The 15,865-nt window shown below is 43.9% G+C and carries 14 protein-coding genes; 1 reads left to right on the top strand and 13 read right to left on the bottom strand.

Translation table 11 applies throughout. From position 1 onward, the window contains the following. Positions 1 to 5 precede the first annotated feature (5 nt). The 4 genes from ACYX4W_RS08245 to ACYX4W_RS08230 form a co-directional block, all read right to left on the bottom strand. On the bottom strand, positions 6 to 506 hold the full coding sequence (locus ACYX4W_RS08245; protein ID WP_476075242.1) for a flagellar protein FlaG: 501 nt from the start codon (positions 504 to 506) through the stop codon (positions 6 to 8). A gap of 88 nt (positions 507 to 594) precedes the next feature. Continuing rightward, the gene (locus tag ACYX4W_RS08240) at positions 595 to 1,434 is read right to left on the bottom strand and encodes a flagellin N-terminal helical domain-containing protein (protein ID WP_179982638.1); all 840 of its coding nucleotides are present in this window, start codon (positions 1,432 to 1,434) and stop codon (positions 595 to 597) included. 762 nt (positions 1,435 to 2,196) lie between these two features. Continuing rightward, the gene (locus ACYX4W_RS08235; protein WP_136780731.1) at positions 2,197 to 3,045 is read right to left on the bottom strand and encodes a flagellin N-terminal helical domain-containing protein; all 849 of its coding nucleotides are present in this window, start codon (positions 3,043 to 3,045) and stop codon (positions 2,197 to 2,199) included. Positions 3,046 to 3,750: 705 nt separating this feature from the next. Next, a complete protein-coding gene (locus tag ACYX4W_RS08230; RefSeq protein WP_476075241.1) occupies positions 3,751 to 4,593 on the bottom strand; it encodes a flagellin N-terminal helical domain-containing protein in 843 nt (280 codons plus the stop codon). A gap of 239 nt (positions 4,594 to 4,832) precedes the next feature. On the opposite strand from ACYX4W_RS08230, the gene ACYX4W_RS08225 reads away from it, so the two are divergent. Further along, positions 4,833 to 5,807, top strand: a complete 975-nt coding sequence (locus ACYX4W_RS08225) for a hypothetical protein (protein WP_476075240.1) — start codon at positions 4,833 to 4,835, stop codon at positions 5,805 to 5,807. Between the two features lie 6 nt (positions 5,808 to 5,813). On the opposite strand, the gene flgL is transcribed toward ACYX4W_RS08225, so the two are convergent. The 9 genes from flgL to flgD all read right to left on the bottom strand — a co-directional run bounded on the left by flgL (position 5,814) and on the right by flgD (position 15,854). After that, positions 5,814 to 7,037, bottom strand: a complete 1,224-nt coding sequence (gene flgL / locus ACYX4W_RS08220; protein ID WP_476075239.1) for a flagellar hook-associated protein FlgL — start codon at positions 7,035 to 7,037, stop codon at positions 5,814 to 5,816. Between the two features lie 7 nt (positions 7,038 to 7,044). After that, positions 7,045 to 9,087 carry a flagellar hook-associated protein FlgK gene (gene flgK / locus ACYX4W_RS08215; RefSeq protein ID WP_476075238.1) on the bottom strand — a complete coding sequence of 681 codons (2,043 nt, stop codon included), beginning with the start codon at positions 9,085 to 9,087 and terminating at the stop codon, positions 7,045 to 7,047. A 40-nt stretch (positions 9,088 to 9,127) separates the two neighbouring features. Then, positions 9,128 to 10,078 carry a flagellar assembly peptidoglycan hydrolase FlgJ gene (gene flgJ, locus ACYX4W_RS08210; protein WP_476075237.1) on the bottom strand — a complete coding sequence of 317 codons (951 nt, stop codon included), beginning with the start codon at positions 10,076 to 10,078 and terminating at the stop codon, positions 9,128 to 9,130. Between the two features lie 60 nt (positions 10,079 to 10,138). Continuing rightward, positions 10,139 to 11,251 carry a flagellar basal body P-ring protein FlgI gene (locus tag ACYX4W_RS08205; RefSeq protein WP_476075236.1) on the bottom strand — a complete coding sequence of 371 codons (1,113 nt, stop codon included), beginning with the start codon at positions 11,249 to 11,251 and terminating at the stop codon, positions 10,139 to 10,141. A 20-nt stretch (positions 11,252 to 11,271) separates the two neighbouring features. Next, positions 11,272 to 11,952, bottom strand: coding sequence for a flagellar basal body L-ring protein FlgH (gene flgH / locus ACYX4W_RS08200; protein WP_474808273.1), 681 nt, complete (start codon positions 11,950 to 11,952; stop codon positions 11,272 to 11,274). Between the two features lie 11 nt (positions 11,953 to 11,963). Beyond that, positions 11,964 to 12,752, bottom strand: coding sequence for a flagellar basal-body rod protein FlgG (flgG, locus tag ACYX4W_RS08195; protein ID WP_039223165.1), 789 nt, complete (start codon positions 12,750 to 12,752; stop codon positions 11,964 to 11,966). Positions 12,753 to 12,798: 46 nt separating this feature from the next. Continuing rightward, positions 12,799 to 13,542: a flagellar basal body rod protein FlgF gene (locus ACYX4W_RS08190; protein ID WP_476075235.1), complete on the bottom strand. Its 744-nt coding sequence runs from the start codon at positions 13,540 to 13,542 to the stop codon at positions 12,799 to 12,801. A gap of 225 nt (positions 13,543 to 13,767) precedes the next feature. Beyond that, positions 13,768 to 15,153 carry a flagellar hook protein FlgE gene (flgE, locus tag ACYX4W_RS08185; protein ID WP_476054772.1) on the bottom strand — a complete coding sequence of 462 codons (1,386 nt, stop codon included), beginning with the start codon at positions 15,151 to 15,153 and terminating at the stop codon, positions 13,768 to 13,770. A 14-nt stretch (positions 15,154 to 15,167) separates the two neighbouring features. After that, complete coding sequence (gene flgD / locus ACYX4W_RS08180) at positions 15,168 to 15,854, bottom strand: flagellar hook assembly protein FlgD (RefSeq protein ID WP_474808278.1); 687 nt, start codon at positions 15,852 to 15,854, stop codon at positions 15,168 to 15,170. Between the last annotated feature and the right edge of the window lie 11 nt (positions 15,855 to 15,865).

Raw genomic sequence — 15,865 nt, 5'->3', positions numbered from 1 at the left:
CCTCATTAAACCTGATTGTTGATAAACACCCCTACACTATTCCCTACATCCTGCTGTAGTTCTTGGATTCTTTCGGCAAGCTTTAAAAGCTCCTCGGAAGGTATTTGCCGGATAACGTCTCCAGATTGACCGTCTTTAACCGTTACTACTGAACGATTAGTATTTTCGTCGATCGAAAAAGTTAAGTCCCTATTTTGAACAGTTAGAAATGATTCAACTTTTGCCACTGCCTCTTCGAGTTCAGCATCATTCCTCTCTCCACCTTGGTTATCGGCGTCTTGGGATAAACCTTGAGACAAATTTTCCTTTTCTAATTCAGCATTAACTTGCTGAGTTAAAGGCGCCTTTGCAAGCTCATCGGTATTGATAACGCCATTTTGCCCCTCTTTAGGTGAACTTAGATTCTCCCTTACTGACGGTGCAGTATTGGCACCACCATCCTTCGATGAACCTATTCCTGTACTTGATGCAAAAGGCTGACCATTTTGAATATTCGGTATTTCCACGTTTCTACCCCCTTCTGAAACGACAAAACGGGAGCCTGCCTAAGCAAGCACCCGTTACATCTCAACTAAGGCTAAATTGTATTATAGCTTATCCAAGCAACGATAGCGCAGTCTGTGGACGCTGATTAGCCTGGCTCAGAACTGAAACAGATGCTTGTTGAATAATCTGGTTACGTGTTAGTTCAGCCGTTTCCGCCGCGAAATCTGTGTCTCTGATTTGAGAGCGTGCCGCAGACAAGTTCTCACTGATGTTACTCAGGTTACGAATAGTCGACTGGAATCTGTTTTGAAGCGCACCTAGGTCAGCACGAACGCCCCCGATACCAGAAATTGCAGCATCTACAGCGCTAAGTAGTGCAGATGCACCAGCCGCCGTTGAGACACTGTTGCTATCAATACCAAGGCCAGCAGTACTGAAACCAGTGATAGAACCTAGGTTACCGGTTGAAAGGTTTACTGAAATCGTTTGTCCTGCGTTAGCACCCACTAGGAATGAAGCAGAAAAGTTGCCATCTAAGATGTTAACGTTACCAAACTGAGTATCCGTTGCGATACGAGAAATCTCAGTTCTTAACGCTGATACTTCTTTTTGCAGAGCTAAACGGTCTGCAGAAGAGTTGATACCATTTTGCGATTGGATAGATAACTGGCGAATACGCTGTAAGCTTGTTGTGATCTCACTGATCGCACCTTCGGCTGTTTGCGCTAACGAAATAGCATCGTTTGCGTTACGTACAGCTTGGTTCAAACCTTCAACCTGCGATGTAAGTCTGTCAGAAATTTGAAGGCCTGCAGCGTCATCGGCTGCACTGTTAATTCTAAAGCCTGACGACAATCTTTCGAACGACGTAGATAGACGATCATTTACGTCAAAAAGCTGACGTTGTGCGTTGATCGAAGACACATTTGTGTTAACGAATAAACTCATTGGAATACCTCCTAGGGACTCGTCGACCAATGTGGTACGCTCAAGTCCTTCCAGTTCATATTAGCTTGGTCACTACTCCGAGCTAACGCCTCTGTTAAAAGTAAAGTAAATTACCCCTCAACTATAGGTATCGGCCAACCCTTTAGGTTCTTTAGTCTTATTTTTATTTTTTTTGAAAAAATCATTCAAAAAAAACCTAAAGCAATGAATTATAAGAAAAAGATATTTAATAAAAATAATCTAACTACGCGAATTCTTCGTTATTTTTTAGAAGAATAAAGGTCTGAGTATAAAAACTGTTCAATGAGAGTACTTCATTGCGGTCGTCAAAAGGCAACCTAAGAAAGCGGTGCACATTCAATTTAAGTACATAGAAAACAGAAGTAGGTGGTTAATGCATATCGGCACGCGATAAAAGTCAGAATTTTTTAACGCGCTTCAAAATTGGCATCGAAGCTGCAAGTAAGAATTTGAACAGATTGTCTTGCTCTGCAATTTGTTTGAAATTGGCGGGATGTTTCGGTAATACTAAAAAAAAGGCCGAGACAATTTAATCTCGGCCAATTTGCTCACGTTAGGAGATTGAGCAAATTCAGTTTCTGTCGGCTGGCAGGTATTTAGTAGGATAAACTGGCCTCTCAACCAACACTTCTACACTCTCAGTCCTGTTAGTCGACGCTTTCTTAAAGGAGCGGCCTTTATGGCCGCTTACCTTCTTGGGGATGGCCTCTCAACTCCTTCCCAAATCAAGCGTCTTATCTATTAACCACCTAGCAGTGAAAGTGCAGCCTGTGGACGCTGGTTTGCCTGCGCTAGGATAGTTGTACTTGCCTGCTGTAAAATCTGGTTGCGGCTTAGTTCTGCCGTCTCGGTGGCAAAGTCCGCATCTTTGATTCGCGATCTTGCCGCTGATACGTTCTCTGAGATGTTACTTAAGTTTCTAATTGTAGACTGGAACCTATTTTGGATAGCACCCAAATCTGCACGAAGACCACCAATTGCCGATATAGCTGTATCAACATCATCAAGCAAAGCAGATGCGCCAGCCGCGGTTAAAACGTCGGCTGAGATAATTCCTAAACCAGTAGCACTGAAACCAGTTACACCCGCTGCGGTTAACGCTGGCGTCGATAAATTCACTGAAATCGTCTGGCCTGAGTTTGCGCCAACCAAGAAAGATGCTGAAAATACACCAGAAAGGATACTTACACCGGCAAATTCGGTAGTAGTAGCAATTCTTGAGATTTCCGTTCTCAGTGCAGACACTTCTTTTTGTAGTGCTGCTCGGTCAGCTGAACTGTTAATACCATTTTGAGATTGAATTGCTAACGTACGAATACGCTGCAAAGCTGTGGTTGTTTCGGCCATTGCGCCTTCTGCTGTTTGCGCTAATGAAATACCATCGTTAGCGTTACGAACGGCTTGGTCTAAACCTTGAATTTGCGAAGTCATACGGTCGGTAATTTGCAGTCCTGCCGCGTCATCTGCCGCGCTGTTGATTCTGAAGCCTGATGAAAGGCGCTCAAAAGCAGTGCTCAGATTATTACCTGTAGTAAACAATTGGCGTTGTGCATTTAATGATGACACATTGGTATTAACAAATAGACTCATGGGTCTCTCCTAACAGTTTCGAGTATGGCGCTATTGGTTTTATTATTTGCGCAATTAATTTAAATATTTGGCATAACCTGTGCTTCATGAACATTGTCAGTTTATTCTGACGTTTCATTGGCACACTACCAATGGAACTTGCTAAATAGAGAAGTTACTTCTCTTTGCTGGTCGGTGGGTTTGGTGTTCCAGAACCTCAAACCTCTCACTACCTCCTGGCTCTATTCTCGCCGGTCAGCAGCTCTTACCCCCTCAGCAAACTCCATCTTTTATCGACCTTAACTTGAAATTTCTTTAATGTTTTTTTCAAACATTTTTATTAAAACAAAGTACTGTTTTTCCTAACTTTTAAATTCAAGGTATTAAAAATAACTCTGAATTAAAACAGTGCTATTTACGCTTTTAAACATAAACTTTAGAAGCGTAGAGGACAAAAACATTGTTTATCTCCCCTTTGTATTAGTTATCGTCAAAGATCGATTTTTACTTTAGATGTTTTTTAAAATTTTTAGATAAAAAAGAGAATAAATAAAAAAACCGCTAAACTTCATAGTGTTAGGTCTATGGATTGAAGACAAAAATATGGTGTAGATGGGGCTTTATAACAATTTCGTGACTGGGGTATAAAAAAAGCTGGCCTTTAAAAGACCAGCTTTAAACGCACGTGAACTAGAGCACTACCTCCTGGCTTCACGCTAATTTCAATTAACCTAGAAGCTGTAACGCAGCCTGTGGGCGCTGGTTAGCCTGTGATAATACAGTAGTGCTTGCCTGCTGAATGATCTGGTTACGGGTTAGGTTAGCTGTTTCAGTCGCGAAATCGGTATCCTTAATCTGTGAACGTGCAGCCGATACATTCTCAGAGATGTTGCTTAGGTTACGGATAGTTGACTGAAAGCGGTTTTGTAAGGCACCTAAATCAGCACGTAAGCCACCAATTGCAGAAATTGCACTATCTACACTATCAAGGATTGACGATGCCGCACTTGCTGTAAGTACGTTGCCGCTTATGCCAAGCCCTGTTGGGCCAAAACCTGAAACACCCGCAGCATTAAGTGTAGGCGTAGACAAGTTAACTGAAATTGTCTGACCTGCGTTCGCACCTACTAGGAACGAAGCAGAGAATGCACCAGAAAGAATACTTACACCAGCAAACTCAGTTGTTGTAGCGATACGTGAAATTTCTGTACGTAATGCAGAAACTTCTTTTTGTAGCGCTGCACGGTCAGCAGGACTGTTGATACCGTTTTGTGATTGAATAGCTAGAGTACGAATACGTTGAAGTGCTGTAGTTGTTTCAGATAACGCACCTTCAGCAGTCTGCGAAAGTGAAATCGCATCATTAGCGTTACGTACAGCTTGGTTTAGACCTTCAATTTGTGAGGTCATACGGTCGGTGATCTGTAGACCTGCAGCATCATCAGCAGCGCTGTTGATACGGAAGCCTGAAGATAGACGCTCAAAAGACGTGCTCAAAGAGTTGCTTACATCAAAAAGCTGACGCTGGGCATTCAATGAGGATACATTGGTATTAACGAACATAGACATAAAGTCTCTCCTACACTCTCAGTCCAGCGTGCGCTGGCTGTCGGAATATCCGACGTTTTGTTTTAGTAGTCATCAAGACCTGAGGGGTAATTGATGAACTGGCTCTCTCAGAAACTGTATCGACAACATGCAAATTCTCTTTAGAAAAAATTACGACATTTGCCGATTAGCGGTAATATATTGCCGCTCAAAGAGCTAGAATCCTTCACTAAACATCAGATTTTTAAAGGAGATTTCAATTGAATAAAAAACTCAAATTAGTTGAAATTAGTCGTATCTCACCGCCCGCCATACATGCAGCCTTTACTGATTTGATAGAAAATCCCTTCGACAAAAGTAGTAATTCACTGTTGTGTTGTTATCGCCAAGCAACTAACCATGTGAGCAAAGATGGCGCAATAATTATCCTTACGGTTAATAAAAAAACGTCTGAGGTTCTCAGTAAGGTTTTGGTTAACGAACCGGGTACCGACTTAAGAGATCCTAAATTGATGTTTGACGGGCATAGGGTGATATTAACGGCCTTTGCAAAGACTATTGATGAAAATGATCAAGCCCACACAAAAATGCTCAGCATTTTCACTACCACTGGAAAATCTTGGTCCAGTAAACATTGGTTTGGAGACAATGGTTGGTGGATATGGAAACCGCAATGGATAGCAAATAAGGCGTTTGGTTTTGCTTATCATCGTCCAGCTGATCACATTTCTTTGTATGAGGGCGACCCGACACGAGCCATGCGCATTCATAAATCAAATGTTTTTGGTCTAGCTAAAAACAACAAAGGTTTTCCGAATGAAAGTGCACTTCTGTTTAACTCTAATGGACACGCTGCAGTTTTTGTAAGACGTGACTCTGATACATTTTCCGCTCACTTCGGCACTTCTAGACCACCTTATACAAAGTGGGATTGGTGTGATTTAGGCATCTATATTGGTGGACCTTGTGCCGTTGCCCTAAGCGAAAGCACATTTTTAGTCGCTGGTCGGCACGTAGATTGGGGAAAACGGAAGTTTTCAACGCGTATTTGGCATTTCGATGCAAAAAGCAATCAGCTTTCCGAAGTACTAACATTACCCAGCAGCGGTGATACGAGTTATCCGGGTATAGTATTAGAAGACAACGTCCTTTATATGTCTTATTACTCAAGTCACATCGACAATGAGGCCAGAGTTTACCTGGCCAAGATTAAAGATGTTGAGTCGCTATGTTAGTGTTTTTTAAATGTAGTTGAACAGAGATAAGTTAGATACTTGTGGAAATGTAGCCAGCGCAGCGCTTAAGGCTGTTTCCTGTTTGGCAAATTCAGTTGAAGCCTCAGCGTAATCAACATCTTGAATAGAAGAGCGTTGTGCTTTAGCTGCAATTTCCATATCCAAATTGCTTTCATAAGTACTTTCGGCAATGTTAAGTCGACTACCTATAGACGCACGCTCAAGCGATATCTTTTCTAACCCGTTATCTAAACCCACTAAAGCATCGGCAATAGCGTCCTGTAATGCGCCATGATAAATAGTGCTATCTGATAGTAGTGTTTGCACTTCGTGAATGGTTTGCGCCATGCTCTTTTTCTCTGGCTGATCGAGAGAAAAATCAATGCTCGTACCCGGCGCTGCTACGGCATCAAACTGCATTCCTTTTATTGTGAACGGTTCCCCAGACGTGTAACCTACTGTGTCAATAACTGCACCACTGTTTTGATTAACGAGCTGTGCCTCACCTGTGCCCAAAAAGTCTATGCGAAAATCGTTATTAGAACTATTCACCGCGTCATAATTGTTATTGAAAAACGTATCAAATGTCCCCTGCTCTGAAATAGTGGCACCGTCTAACGATCCCACCGTGCTACCTGTAACCGAGAAATTAAAACGAGATAACACATTTTCAAAAACTTCATAACCGTTGCTGGTTGATTGAATTTTTGAACTATTAGAGAGTTGGATAAAATTAACACCAGCGTCTCCAGAGAAAGAGATCGCATTCCCTCCAGACGCAGGATTGTAAGTAAACGCCTGGTTTCCAGATTGAAAGCCTGCATACAGATAATTTCCATCTGCATCTTGGGTGTTCATCAAATCAAATATCTCAAGCTTTATTTGCTCTAACTCTGAGCCAATAGCACGCTTGTCGGGATCGTCTAGAATACCATTTCCCGCTTGGACTATAAGAGTTCTCGCACGATTGATAGAGTTAGTGATATTTGTAAGAACAGCTTCTTGCTGCTCAAGCGAACCGGTTACCAGATCATTATTGCGTTGAAACTGAGTAAGTTCATCAATTTCTTCGGTTAGACGAAGTACCTTCGCAGCGCCAACAGGGTCATCGCTGGGTGTAATAATGCGTTTGCCAGTAGATAGTTGCTCTTGAGTCTTTGCCAAATCGCCTTGATTTTGCATGATCGAGCGCATGTTTTGATCATAGATTTGATTCGTTGATATACGCATAGCTCACCTACCTTGCTGATTGCAAAATGGTATTAAATAATTCTTGGGCCGTAGACAAAATACGTGCTGCAGCTGCATAGCTCTGCTGGTATTTTATCAAATTGGCAGCTTCTTCGTCTAAGCTAACGCCCGACACTGACTCAAACCAATTTTCAGACTGTACTTTCATCGCTTCAGCCGAAGCCAATGAGACGCTAGCCATTGATGCATCTTCACCAATACGCCCAACCATAGACGCATAGGCATCTTGAAACGTTCTTGGCGTATTGGTTGCTTCACTACTCACCTGAACTTTGTTTTCATTTTGAAGAGCAGCTAAATTAAGCGCATTGCTGTTATCGTTGAAACCATCTGTATTATAGCTGATTGAAAAGCTATCACCTGCTTTTGGCACACCGTCTAAACTTAGATCAAAACCTGGATCAGGACTTATTCCCGCTTGACTGATAAGGTTCGTTAAATCCGTTGTACCCGTTACAGTAGCTAAAACCGTCCCGCTTCCATCTAACACTTCATAGGTATCTGCAGCCGTAAAGCTAATTTGAGCGGGCGCTGAATTTAAAAGGCCACCCGCTCCATCAAAAGCAGAGGTTCCCACTTCCGTATTTGAAACAGTTACATCTATTACGTTAGCGCTGCCTAGGTTTGTGCTGTCAGCCCCTGCTCTTACCGGATTAGCGAAGGCTAAATCTTCTGGGCGATTTGTATCTAAACTTATATTTGAAGCCACATCCTTTGTTGGCTGAATCAAAAACTCGTTACCCACGTTGTAGGGGTCGCTTCCTGAAAAATCTATTTCAATGCCGCCAGGGAGTTCATTAAAACCGGAGGTTACTGCAAAATTAGAGAAAATAATGTCATTGCCAGAACCGTCTTTTTTAGGCGTGCCGTCTGGATTTAAAAACGTAATTTCAATTTCACTGGGCACACCAGCAGCAACGGCGGTGACTTCAATCTTATAGTCGGCGTCAGTTAATTCAGCGCCCTTGCCTTCAGTTATCTGTGCTGTAACTACGTAATCGCCATTGGTGTCTTCGTAGGCTAAGCCTCTGAATGAAGGAATGTCGAAAATGTTACCGCCAATTTGACCGTCTAAATCCATACCCAGTTTATTTTGGGTATTCATTGCATCGGCAAAAGCGACAGAGAGCTGACCTACATCACGCATTGTTGGCCCTAACACTTCATTACGGTACTTGAACAAGCCACCTAAGGACCCGCCTAAGTCATCTTCTATTACACGTATCGACGTATCGTTTTTGGTTTGTGAGCCGAAATTTGTTTCCAGCTTGATTTCTTTGGTTGTTAGGTCTGCATTAGAACTTAACTCAAAAAGATTAAATGCACCGTTTTCAAGAACAAGCGACTCGCCCGATGTTAGGTTAATAGTAACGGCGCCATTTTGTGTAGTGCTCTCTTTAACCGTAATCCCCATAATTGAGGCAAGTTCGTCTATGGCCTGATCTCGCTCATTAAGTAAAGCGGTCGGCTGATCGCTCGTATTATTGCCATTTGCAATAACGATATTGCGATTCAGATCGCCAATATTTCCAATTAGCGTATTAGCTCTATTTACCATTGAAGTGACCTCTAAATTGAGCTCTTCTTCTTTTTCCAGCATGTAATCCGACAAGGTTCTCATGCGGTTATAGAGGGATTCAGATTTGCTTAGTACCTGTTCACGAGATGCTAGGTTTGTTGGATCATCAGCGGCGGTTTGTAGGGCTGAAAAGTATTCACTCAGGCCTTGAGAAATTGAGTTCGCTTCACTGGCTAGTAGGTTATCAATTGCTGTAGTTTTATTAGAAAAAGCTTCGAGTCCACCTACTGCGGTGATATCGCGGCGTAGCTGATTTTGAGCAAATACGTTGATAATACGTTCAGTATTGCCAATCTCAACACCAAATACTTGGCTATTTTGAAGCTCAGTGCGTTCGCGAACATAGCCAGGCGTGTTGACGTTGGCGATATTGTTACTTGTCGTTTGCAACAGCTTGCTACTAGCGTTTACGCCGCTTGTAGCTAATGAATATAAATCAACAGAACTCACTGTATTCTCCTCACCTATAACCCCTAACTATGGCTTTAAACTATGGCATCAACGAACTAAGACGTTCGCTGTTATACACGGCCATTATTTTGCTCGCGTAGTCAGGGTCGGTAGCGTAGCCCGCTTCTTGAAGCGCACTTGTATAGCGCGTAGCATCAGAAGCATTTTCCACAGCATGGCTATAGCGAGGCTGTGTGGTAATAAAACGTCCGTAATCTTCTATCGCATCTTCTACCGATGAGTAAGACCTAAACGCTGCTTTTTGTTTTTGAGGCAGCCCATTGTTAAATTCTAATGTATCCACCACAGCTTGCTCGCCTTGCCAACCTTTATTGGCCTTTATGCCAAACAGATTATGCGAACTAGTGCCATCGGATTTGTGAATAACAAATTTTCCCCAGCCTGTTTCTACAGCAGCCTGGGAAATGATTGCTTTTGGATCCATGCCGTATTTCTCCGCCACTTTCTCGGCAATAGGCATAAGGCTCTCAACAAACTGTTCAGGGCTTTCGAACATGGCGTCTTTTTGTGCCGACTGGCTTTTTATCGAGTTAGAGGAAAGCGCTATGTTTTGTGCCTCAGCAACCTTGTATTCACGATTCCTATTTAGCGATGAAATATCACCGTCACTTCTTATGACACTCGCTGGCGTATAGCTATCTTCTGTTTGGCCTAACTGTTTCACAATTACATCAGCTAACCCCAGGCCCCCGCCTGATGTTAAATCTGTAGCCAGCTGCTGGTCGTGCATATCGCGGTAAAACTTCACTTGATGAGAATTGAACGGGCTATTCTCATCGGCAAGCGCATCTTGCGCTTTACGCATAGATTTCAACATCATTTGCACAAATATCGCTTCAAACTGCTGGGCAGCTTCTTGCAATACTGTCTCATCGCCTGACGCAATGGCTTCGCGCATTTTGTTAATGCTGCCCATATCATGGACATTGCGCGCCATATCAAGCTGATTTTTTGTGCTAAGTGATTCCATCGTATTTATTCCGTTGTAACCCGTTTTATTCCCACCAGATACTGTTAAAAACTGTTCGCTTTAGATAATTACAAGTTCACCGCGTAAAGCCCCCGCTTGACGCAGTGCCTCTAAAATTGCCATCAAGTCGCCCGGTGCCGCGCCTACTTCGTTAACTGCACGCACTAACTGGTCGAGGGTAACGCCAGGCTCAAACTTAAACATTCTGCTATCAGCCAAGTCCACATCAACAATAGATTGGGTGGTTATGGCAGTTTGGCCATCTGCAAATGCATTAGGCTGCGTCACCTGTTGATTCTCAGAAATAGTCACCGTTAAGCCGCCATGGGTAATTGCTGCTGGTAATAAGCGAACGTCACTACCAATCACAATGGTGCCTGTTCGGCTGTTTATCACTACGCGCGCTGGCGCATCAGCTGGTGTAAATTCAAAGTTCTCCAGCGTTGCCAAAAAACCTACACGCTGACCTACATCCCGCGGGGCTGTAACCCGTACAGATGCGGCATCAATAGGCTTTGCAATGATGTAGCCATTTTCAGGTTGTGCGCCTAAGCGCTCGTTAATAGTGTCAGCTAGTGCTTTTGCCGTTGAAAAGTCTGGATAATGAAGATTGAGGGTTAGCGTATCGCCATTGGCAAAACCGCTAGGAACCGATTGTTCAACCATGGCGCCATTGGGAATCCTGCCAACCGTAGGTGTATTCACAACAATGCGAGAACCATCTCCACCCTGTGCGCCGAAACCGCTCACTACCAAGCTTCCTTGTGCTACCGCATAGACTTTGCCATCTACACCACGAAGAAACGTTTGAAGAAGTGTTCCACCTTGAAGGCTTGATGCTTCGCCTACTGACGAAACCGTGATATCTATCGTTTGACCCGGTTTTGCAAACGCAGGCAATTCAGAATGAACAGCCACCGCCGCAACATTTTTGATTTTGGGTTTAGTATTAGCATCTAAACTAATACCAAAGTTACTCAGCATAGTTCTAAAACTCTGCTCGGTGAATGGGCTTTGCTCACCGGTGCCAGGTAAACCGACGACAAGACCATACCCCACTAATTGGTTGCTACGTACGCCCTGTATGCTCGCTAAATCTTTAATACGCTGCGCCGCTGCTTGTGAAGATAAAAGCAGTGCAAACACGGCTAATACGACTGAAAATAAACGCATGTCCACTCTCCGACCAAAACCTAAAGAGGCCACCAAGTTGAATCAAAGAACTTAGTTAACCAGCCCTTTTCCTGTGCTCTTGCAAAAGTACCCGTGCCTGAATATTGAATGCGAGCATTGGCTACCTTCGTAGATACAATTTCATTCTCAGGACTGATATCTGCAGGGCGAATAATGCCAGTAAGACGGATATACTCATCACCATGATTCAGCGTTAGCCACTTCTCACCGCGAATAACTAAGTTGCTGTTTGGCAGCACATCCACCACCGTAACTGAAATAGCACCGTCTAAGCTGTTGCTCTGATTTGCTGCTGCATCGCCAGTGAAATCACGAGACGAGCCAATACCTAGTTGGATAGATTGACCGCCAATATTCACAGCCTGGCCGCCAAGACCCGTTATCGTATCTAGATTTACATTGGTATCTTTGGCTGTAGAAGTATCTGCAGATTTACTCGCAGATGTACTCTCGTTAAGGGTGACAGTAATAATGTCGCCTACTCTTCTCGCGGTAACATCCGAGTACAAACTGTTAGCCATGTGGGAGCGGAATAGCGAGCCGTCTTCTACCACTGTCTCACGCGGGTAATCTGGCACTACTGGCGCAAACGAGGGATCATTTGCCTGAACAGGAGGCTCGTTTGTACTGGCGCAACCGCCAAGTAAAAGTAATGCAACAGATAAACCTAAAATACGCATGACGCTACCTACTAAAGTTGCTGAATAACCTGACCAAGCATTTGGTCAACTGACGAGATAACTTTTGAGTTCATCTCATACAAACGCTGGCTTTCGATCAGGTTTACTAGTTCTTCGGTCACGTTCACGTTAGATGTCTCTAACGTGCCTTGAGAGATATAACCCAAACCTTGTAAGCCAGGGATCCCCTGAATAGGCGCGCCGCTTGACGCTGTCTCTACATAAAGGTTTTGTCCGGTAGGCTGAAGCCCCGTGGGATTTACAAAATCAGAAATATTTAACTGCCCCAATACCTGAGGTTCAGCTTGTCCGCGGATGCTCACGCTGATTTCACCATCTTGAGAAATAGTAATTTGCTGTGCATCTTCAGGAACTGCAATTTCAGGCTGAAGCAAGAAACCAGCGCCAGAAGTAACAATTTGCCCTTGGTCGTTTAAGGAAAATTGACCATTTCGTGAATAAGCGATTGTTCCGTCGGGTTGCAAAATTTCAAAATAACCACGACCTTGAATTGACATATCCAACGCATTTTCAGTGGTGAGCAAGTTGCCCTGCGTATGTGCTTTTTGCGTAGCGACCACTTTTGAACCTGAACCGAGCATTAGTCCAGAAGGCAACTCTGTATCAGCAGAAGAACGACCGCCTGGTTGATTGATGTTTTGATAGAGCAAATCTTCAAAAACTGCGCGATCTTTTTTGAACCCTACGGTTGATGCGTTTGCAAGGTTGTTAGACACCACCGCCACATCGGTTTGTGCGGCGTCTAGTCCGGTTTTACTTATCCACAGTGCTGGATGCATGTTAACCTCCGACGTTGCTCAAAGGGCAACGGTGTTTAAAATTCATTTACAGGATGCGCAGTAACTGGTTACCGCGAGTATCAAGCTCTTCCGCTTGCTTCATCATTTTGACTTGTAGTTCGTAATGACGTTGAAGACTTATCATGTCTACCATCTCTTCAACGGCATTTACGTTAGAACCTTCAAGCATGCCAGACATTACTTTGACGTTGGCATTGGCTTGCGCTATTGAGCCATCTTCCATTCTAAATAAGCCATCGGTGCCGTGCTCCATATCCGCATAGTTTGGAGAAACTAGCTTGAGACGTCCTACTTCCTCGATAACATTGGCTGGGGCTCCTAGCTGTCTCATGGACAAGGTGCCATCAGCGGCAATGTTAAGGTTGTCCAAAGGTACTGGAAGAAAAATCGGCCCGTTGTCCCCTAGCACCACACGGTCGTGAATGTCTGTCAAAATTCCGTCATCGCCTAGTTTGAAGTTGCCATCACGGGAATAAGCTTCTTGACCATTTTGATCTTGTACCGCAAACCAACCATCCCCTTGAATGGCCACATCTAAATCTCGGTCCGTTTTAATCATTGGACCCGACTCATAATTGTTAGACGGGCTTTCAGTCATAGAAAACACGCGGGTTGGCAAACCTTCACCGTAAGCCGGCATCGATCTCGCTTGCTCTAATTGAGCTCTAAACCCAGTTGTCTGCGCGTTGGCTAAGTTATTGGCTCTAATCCCCGTACCTAATAGGTCTTGGGATGCGCCACTCGCTGAAATATAGAGAAGTTTGTCCATGACTGACTTTTGACTCTGATTAAACCTTAAACAAGATTTTGCAAAGGCGATGCCAATCTGTGGATTTTTAACTCAGGTAGAAAATATGAAAGGTATTAAATTGATATTTAAAGGAAAATAAAAGAGCCGCTATTGTGCGGCTCTTGTAAATATCGGCAATAATGGAAGCCTTATACGCCAATGTATTGCCGCTTTTATATTCTAATAAACGGCGCTTTACCTTAACTATCGAATGTTCAGAATAGTCTGGTTTAGTGAATTGTTTACTTCCAGAGCTCGTGAATTAGCCTGGAAGTTACGCTGAGCAATAATCATATCGATAAGCTCGGTAGTCAGGTTAACGTTAGCTTGTTCTAGCGCAGAAGAATTTATTTCTCCAAACGTACCGGTTGTAGCTTCACCCGCTAGTGCCTCACCTGAAAGAATACTTTCTTTCCATTGAGTACTGCTTTCTTGAGTTAGGCCTTGTTCGTTAGAAAAACGTACCAGGGCAACACGAACAATAGGCTCTGATGTACCGTTAGAGAAGGTAGCGCGAACCAAACCGTCAGGGCCGATATCGATACCCGTCAGTCGACCAACTGGCAAACCGTCTTGTTCTAATGACGTTACTTCAAACGCTGAAGCAAACTGAGTTGGCTCGTTAGGCGTAGCGTTATTCACATCTAGATTGAAATCAATGCTTATCTGTTGCGTAGGATCCGAACCATTTGCAAGAATACCCGCACCTAGTGCTTCAGTTTGCATTTTAAAGTCTAGCGTAGGTAAGCCATCTGGCGTTTCCATACCAGAGAAATCACCGCCCTGAGAGAAAATAAGTTTAGATGCGGTTACGGCGTTACCCGTGTTACCGCCAACTGAATTGACGGCGGTAGCTGGGTCAGTATCAGCGCCTGTAGAATCTGTCATATCGACGAGGGTATCGTCTATTGCAGTCGCAACGTACCACTCGTTATCAACCCCTACCGTGTTGTCTTTAATGAAGTAATACGTCATTACGTGACTATCACCTAAAGAATCATATACCGTCACCGATGTTGCGGCGTTGTAGGTAAGTGGATCTTCCGGGTCAAAATCTTGCGGATCTAACGCAGCATCCCCTGCAGGTAAGTTCATACGAATATCAACTTCTGTGGTTTGCGCAGGTGAACCTGATGAATCTGGAATTCGCACTGGTTCAGTCGTACTTAGTGCAACTGATGCGCTTGTACCGTCAGAGTTTACTGGGAAGCCCAGAAGGTTGTCGCCGTTACTGTTTACCACAAAGTTATCACTATCTAACTTAAACTGCCCAGCACGAGTGAATGAGAAATCACGAGAAGTAATTTCAGGTACGGTAGCAAAGAAGCCGTTACCCGTAATCGCAAGGTCAAGCGATGTATTGGTAAACTGAAGGCTACCTTGGGAAAATTGCTGTGCAACTTCTTGAGTAAGAACACCGTCACCCACTTTGGTTTTACCACCTGACAGCAGTGATGCCGCATAAACGTCGCCAAATTCAGCTCGTGATTCTTTAAAGCCAACTGTATTAACGTTTGCGATGTTGTTGGCGGTTACATCCAAATCTTTTTGTGCGGCCGATACGCCACTCAGTGCAATATTAAAAGACATTATTGATTCTCCTACTAACTGCCGATTTGGATGACGTCATCAAGATTGATACTGACATCACCATCCAAATTCAAAATTACGCCCTGACCACTGCCGGCCAAGCTGACACTTCCAACATGACGATTGACGGCAGTATTCAGCTGAACACCTTCACCGTTTAGTTCGCCAGTGGCGCTGATAACATATTCACCAGGTTCCATTTGGTTGCCATGTTTATCTTTGCCATCCCATTCAAACTCAATGTTGCCGGCACTTTGTGTTCCTGCATCAATGGTTTTGATTACTTCTCCAAACTGGTTCTCAATGTTTATCGTCATGTTTTGAACCGTTTGCTCGTTTACAATAACGCCTGAGAGCCCTTCCCCTTCGTTCGCCATGTAACCGACATTACCTTGAACTAGCACGTTCTGTCCGATGAGACTCGATGCCTGCAGTGCTTGATTAGATGTCATTGAAGCCGCAAACGACTCGAATTTCTCGTTAAGCTGGGAGATGCCGTCAGCCATCGTAAATGACGTCATCTGAGCCACCATCTGATCGTTATCAACCGGTGCCGTAGGATCCTGATTGGCAAGCTGTTCCGTCAACATCGAAAAGAAATCTTCTTGGGTTAGCTGCTGCTCGGTACCATCGGCAACTTTTACAGTTTCTTCCTGCCAGTACAGGTCCGTATTTAAGCCGGTGTTATTTATGGTGTTCACTGATTAATCCT

The organism is Alteromonas sp. ABH4_454 (assembly GCF_056311775.1).
The sequence above is the reverse complement of the archived record's forward strand: the minus strand, read 5'-3'. Positions and strand labels throughout refer to the sequence as shown.

Bases quoted from the DNA above. Each gene is read 5' to 3' on its own strand.
- ACYX4W_RS08240 (WP_179982638.1), bottom strand. From the start codon at position 1,434: ATGAGTTTATTCGTTAACACAAATGTGTCTTCGATCAACGCACAACGT.
- ACYX4W_RS08235 (WP_136780731.1), bottom strand. From the start codon at position 3,045: ATGAGTCTATTTGTTAATACCAATGTGTCATCATTAAATGCACAACGC.
- ACYX4W_RS08230 (WP_476075241.1), bottom strand. From the start codon at position 4,593: ATGTCTATGTTCGTTAATACCAATGTATCCTCATTGAATGCCCAGCGT.
- flgL (WP_476075239.1), bottom strand. From the start codon at position 7,037: ATGCGTATATCAACGAATCAAATCTATGATCAAAACATGCGCTCGATC.
- flgJ (WP_476075237.1), bottom strand. From the start codon at position 10,078: ATGGAATCACTTAGCACAAAAAATCAGCTTGATATGGCGCGCAATGTC.
- ACYX4W_RS08205 (WP_476075236.1), bottom strand. From the start codon at position 11,251: ATGCGTTTATTTTCAGTCGTATTAGCCGTGTTTGCACTGCTTTTATCT.
- flgH (WP_474808273.1), bottom strand. From the start codon at position 11,952: ATGCGTATTTTAGGTTTATCTGTTGCATTACTTTTACTTGGCGGTTGC.
- flgG (WP_039223165.1), bottom strand. From the start codon at position 12,752: ATGCATCCAGCACTGTGGATAAGTAAAACCGGACTAGACGCCGCACAA.
- ACYX4W_RS08190 (WP_476075235.1), bottom strand. From the start codon at position 13,542: ATGGACAAACTTCTCTATATTTCAGCGAGTGGCGCATCCCAAGACCTA.
- flgE (WP_476054772.1), bottom strand. From the start codon at position 15,153: ATGTCTTTTAATATTGCACTGAGTGGCGTATCGGCCGCACAAAAAGAT.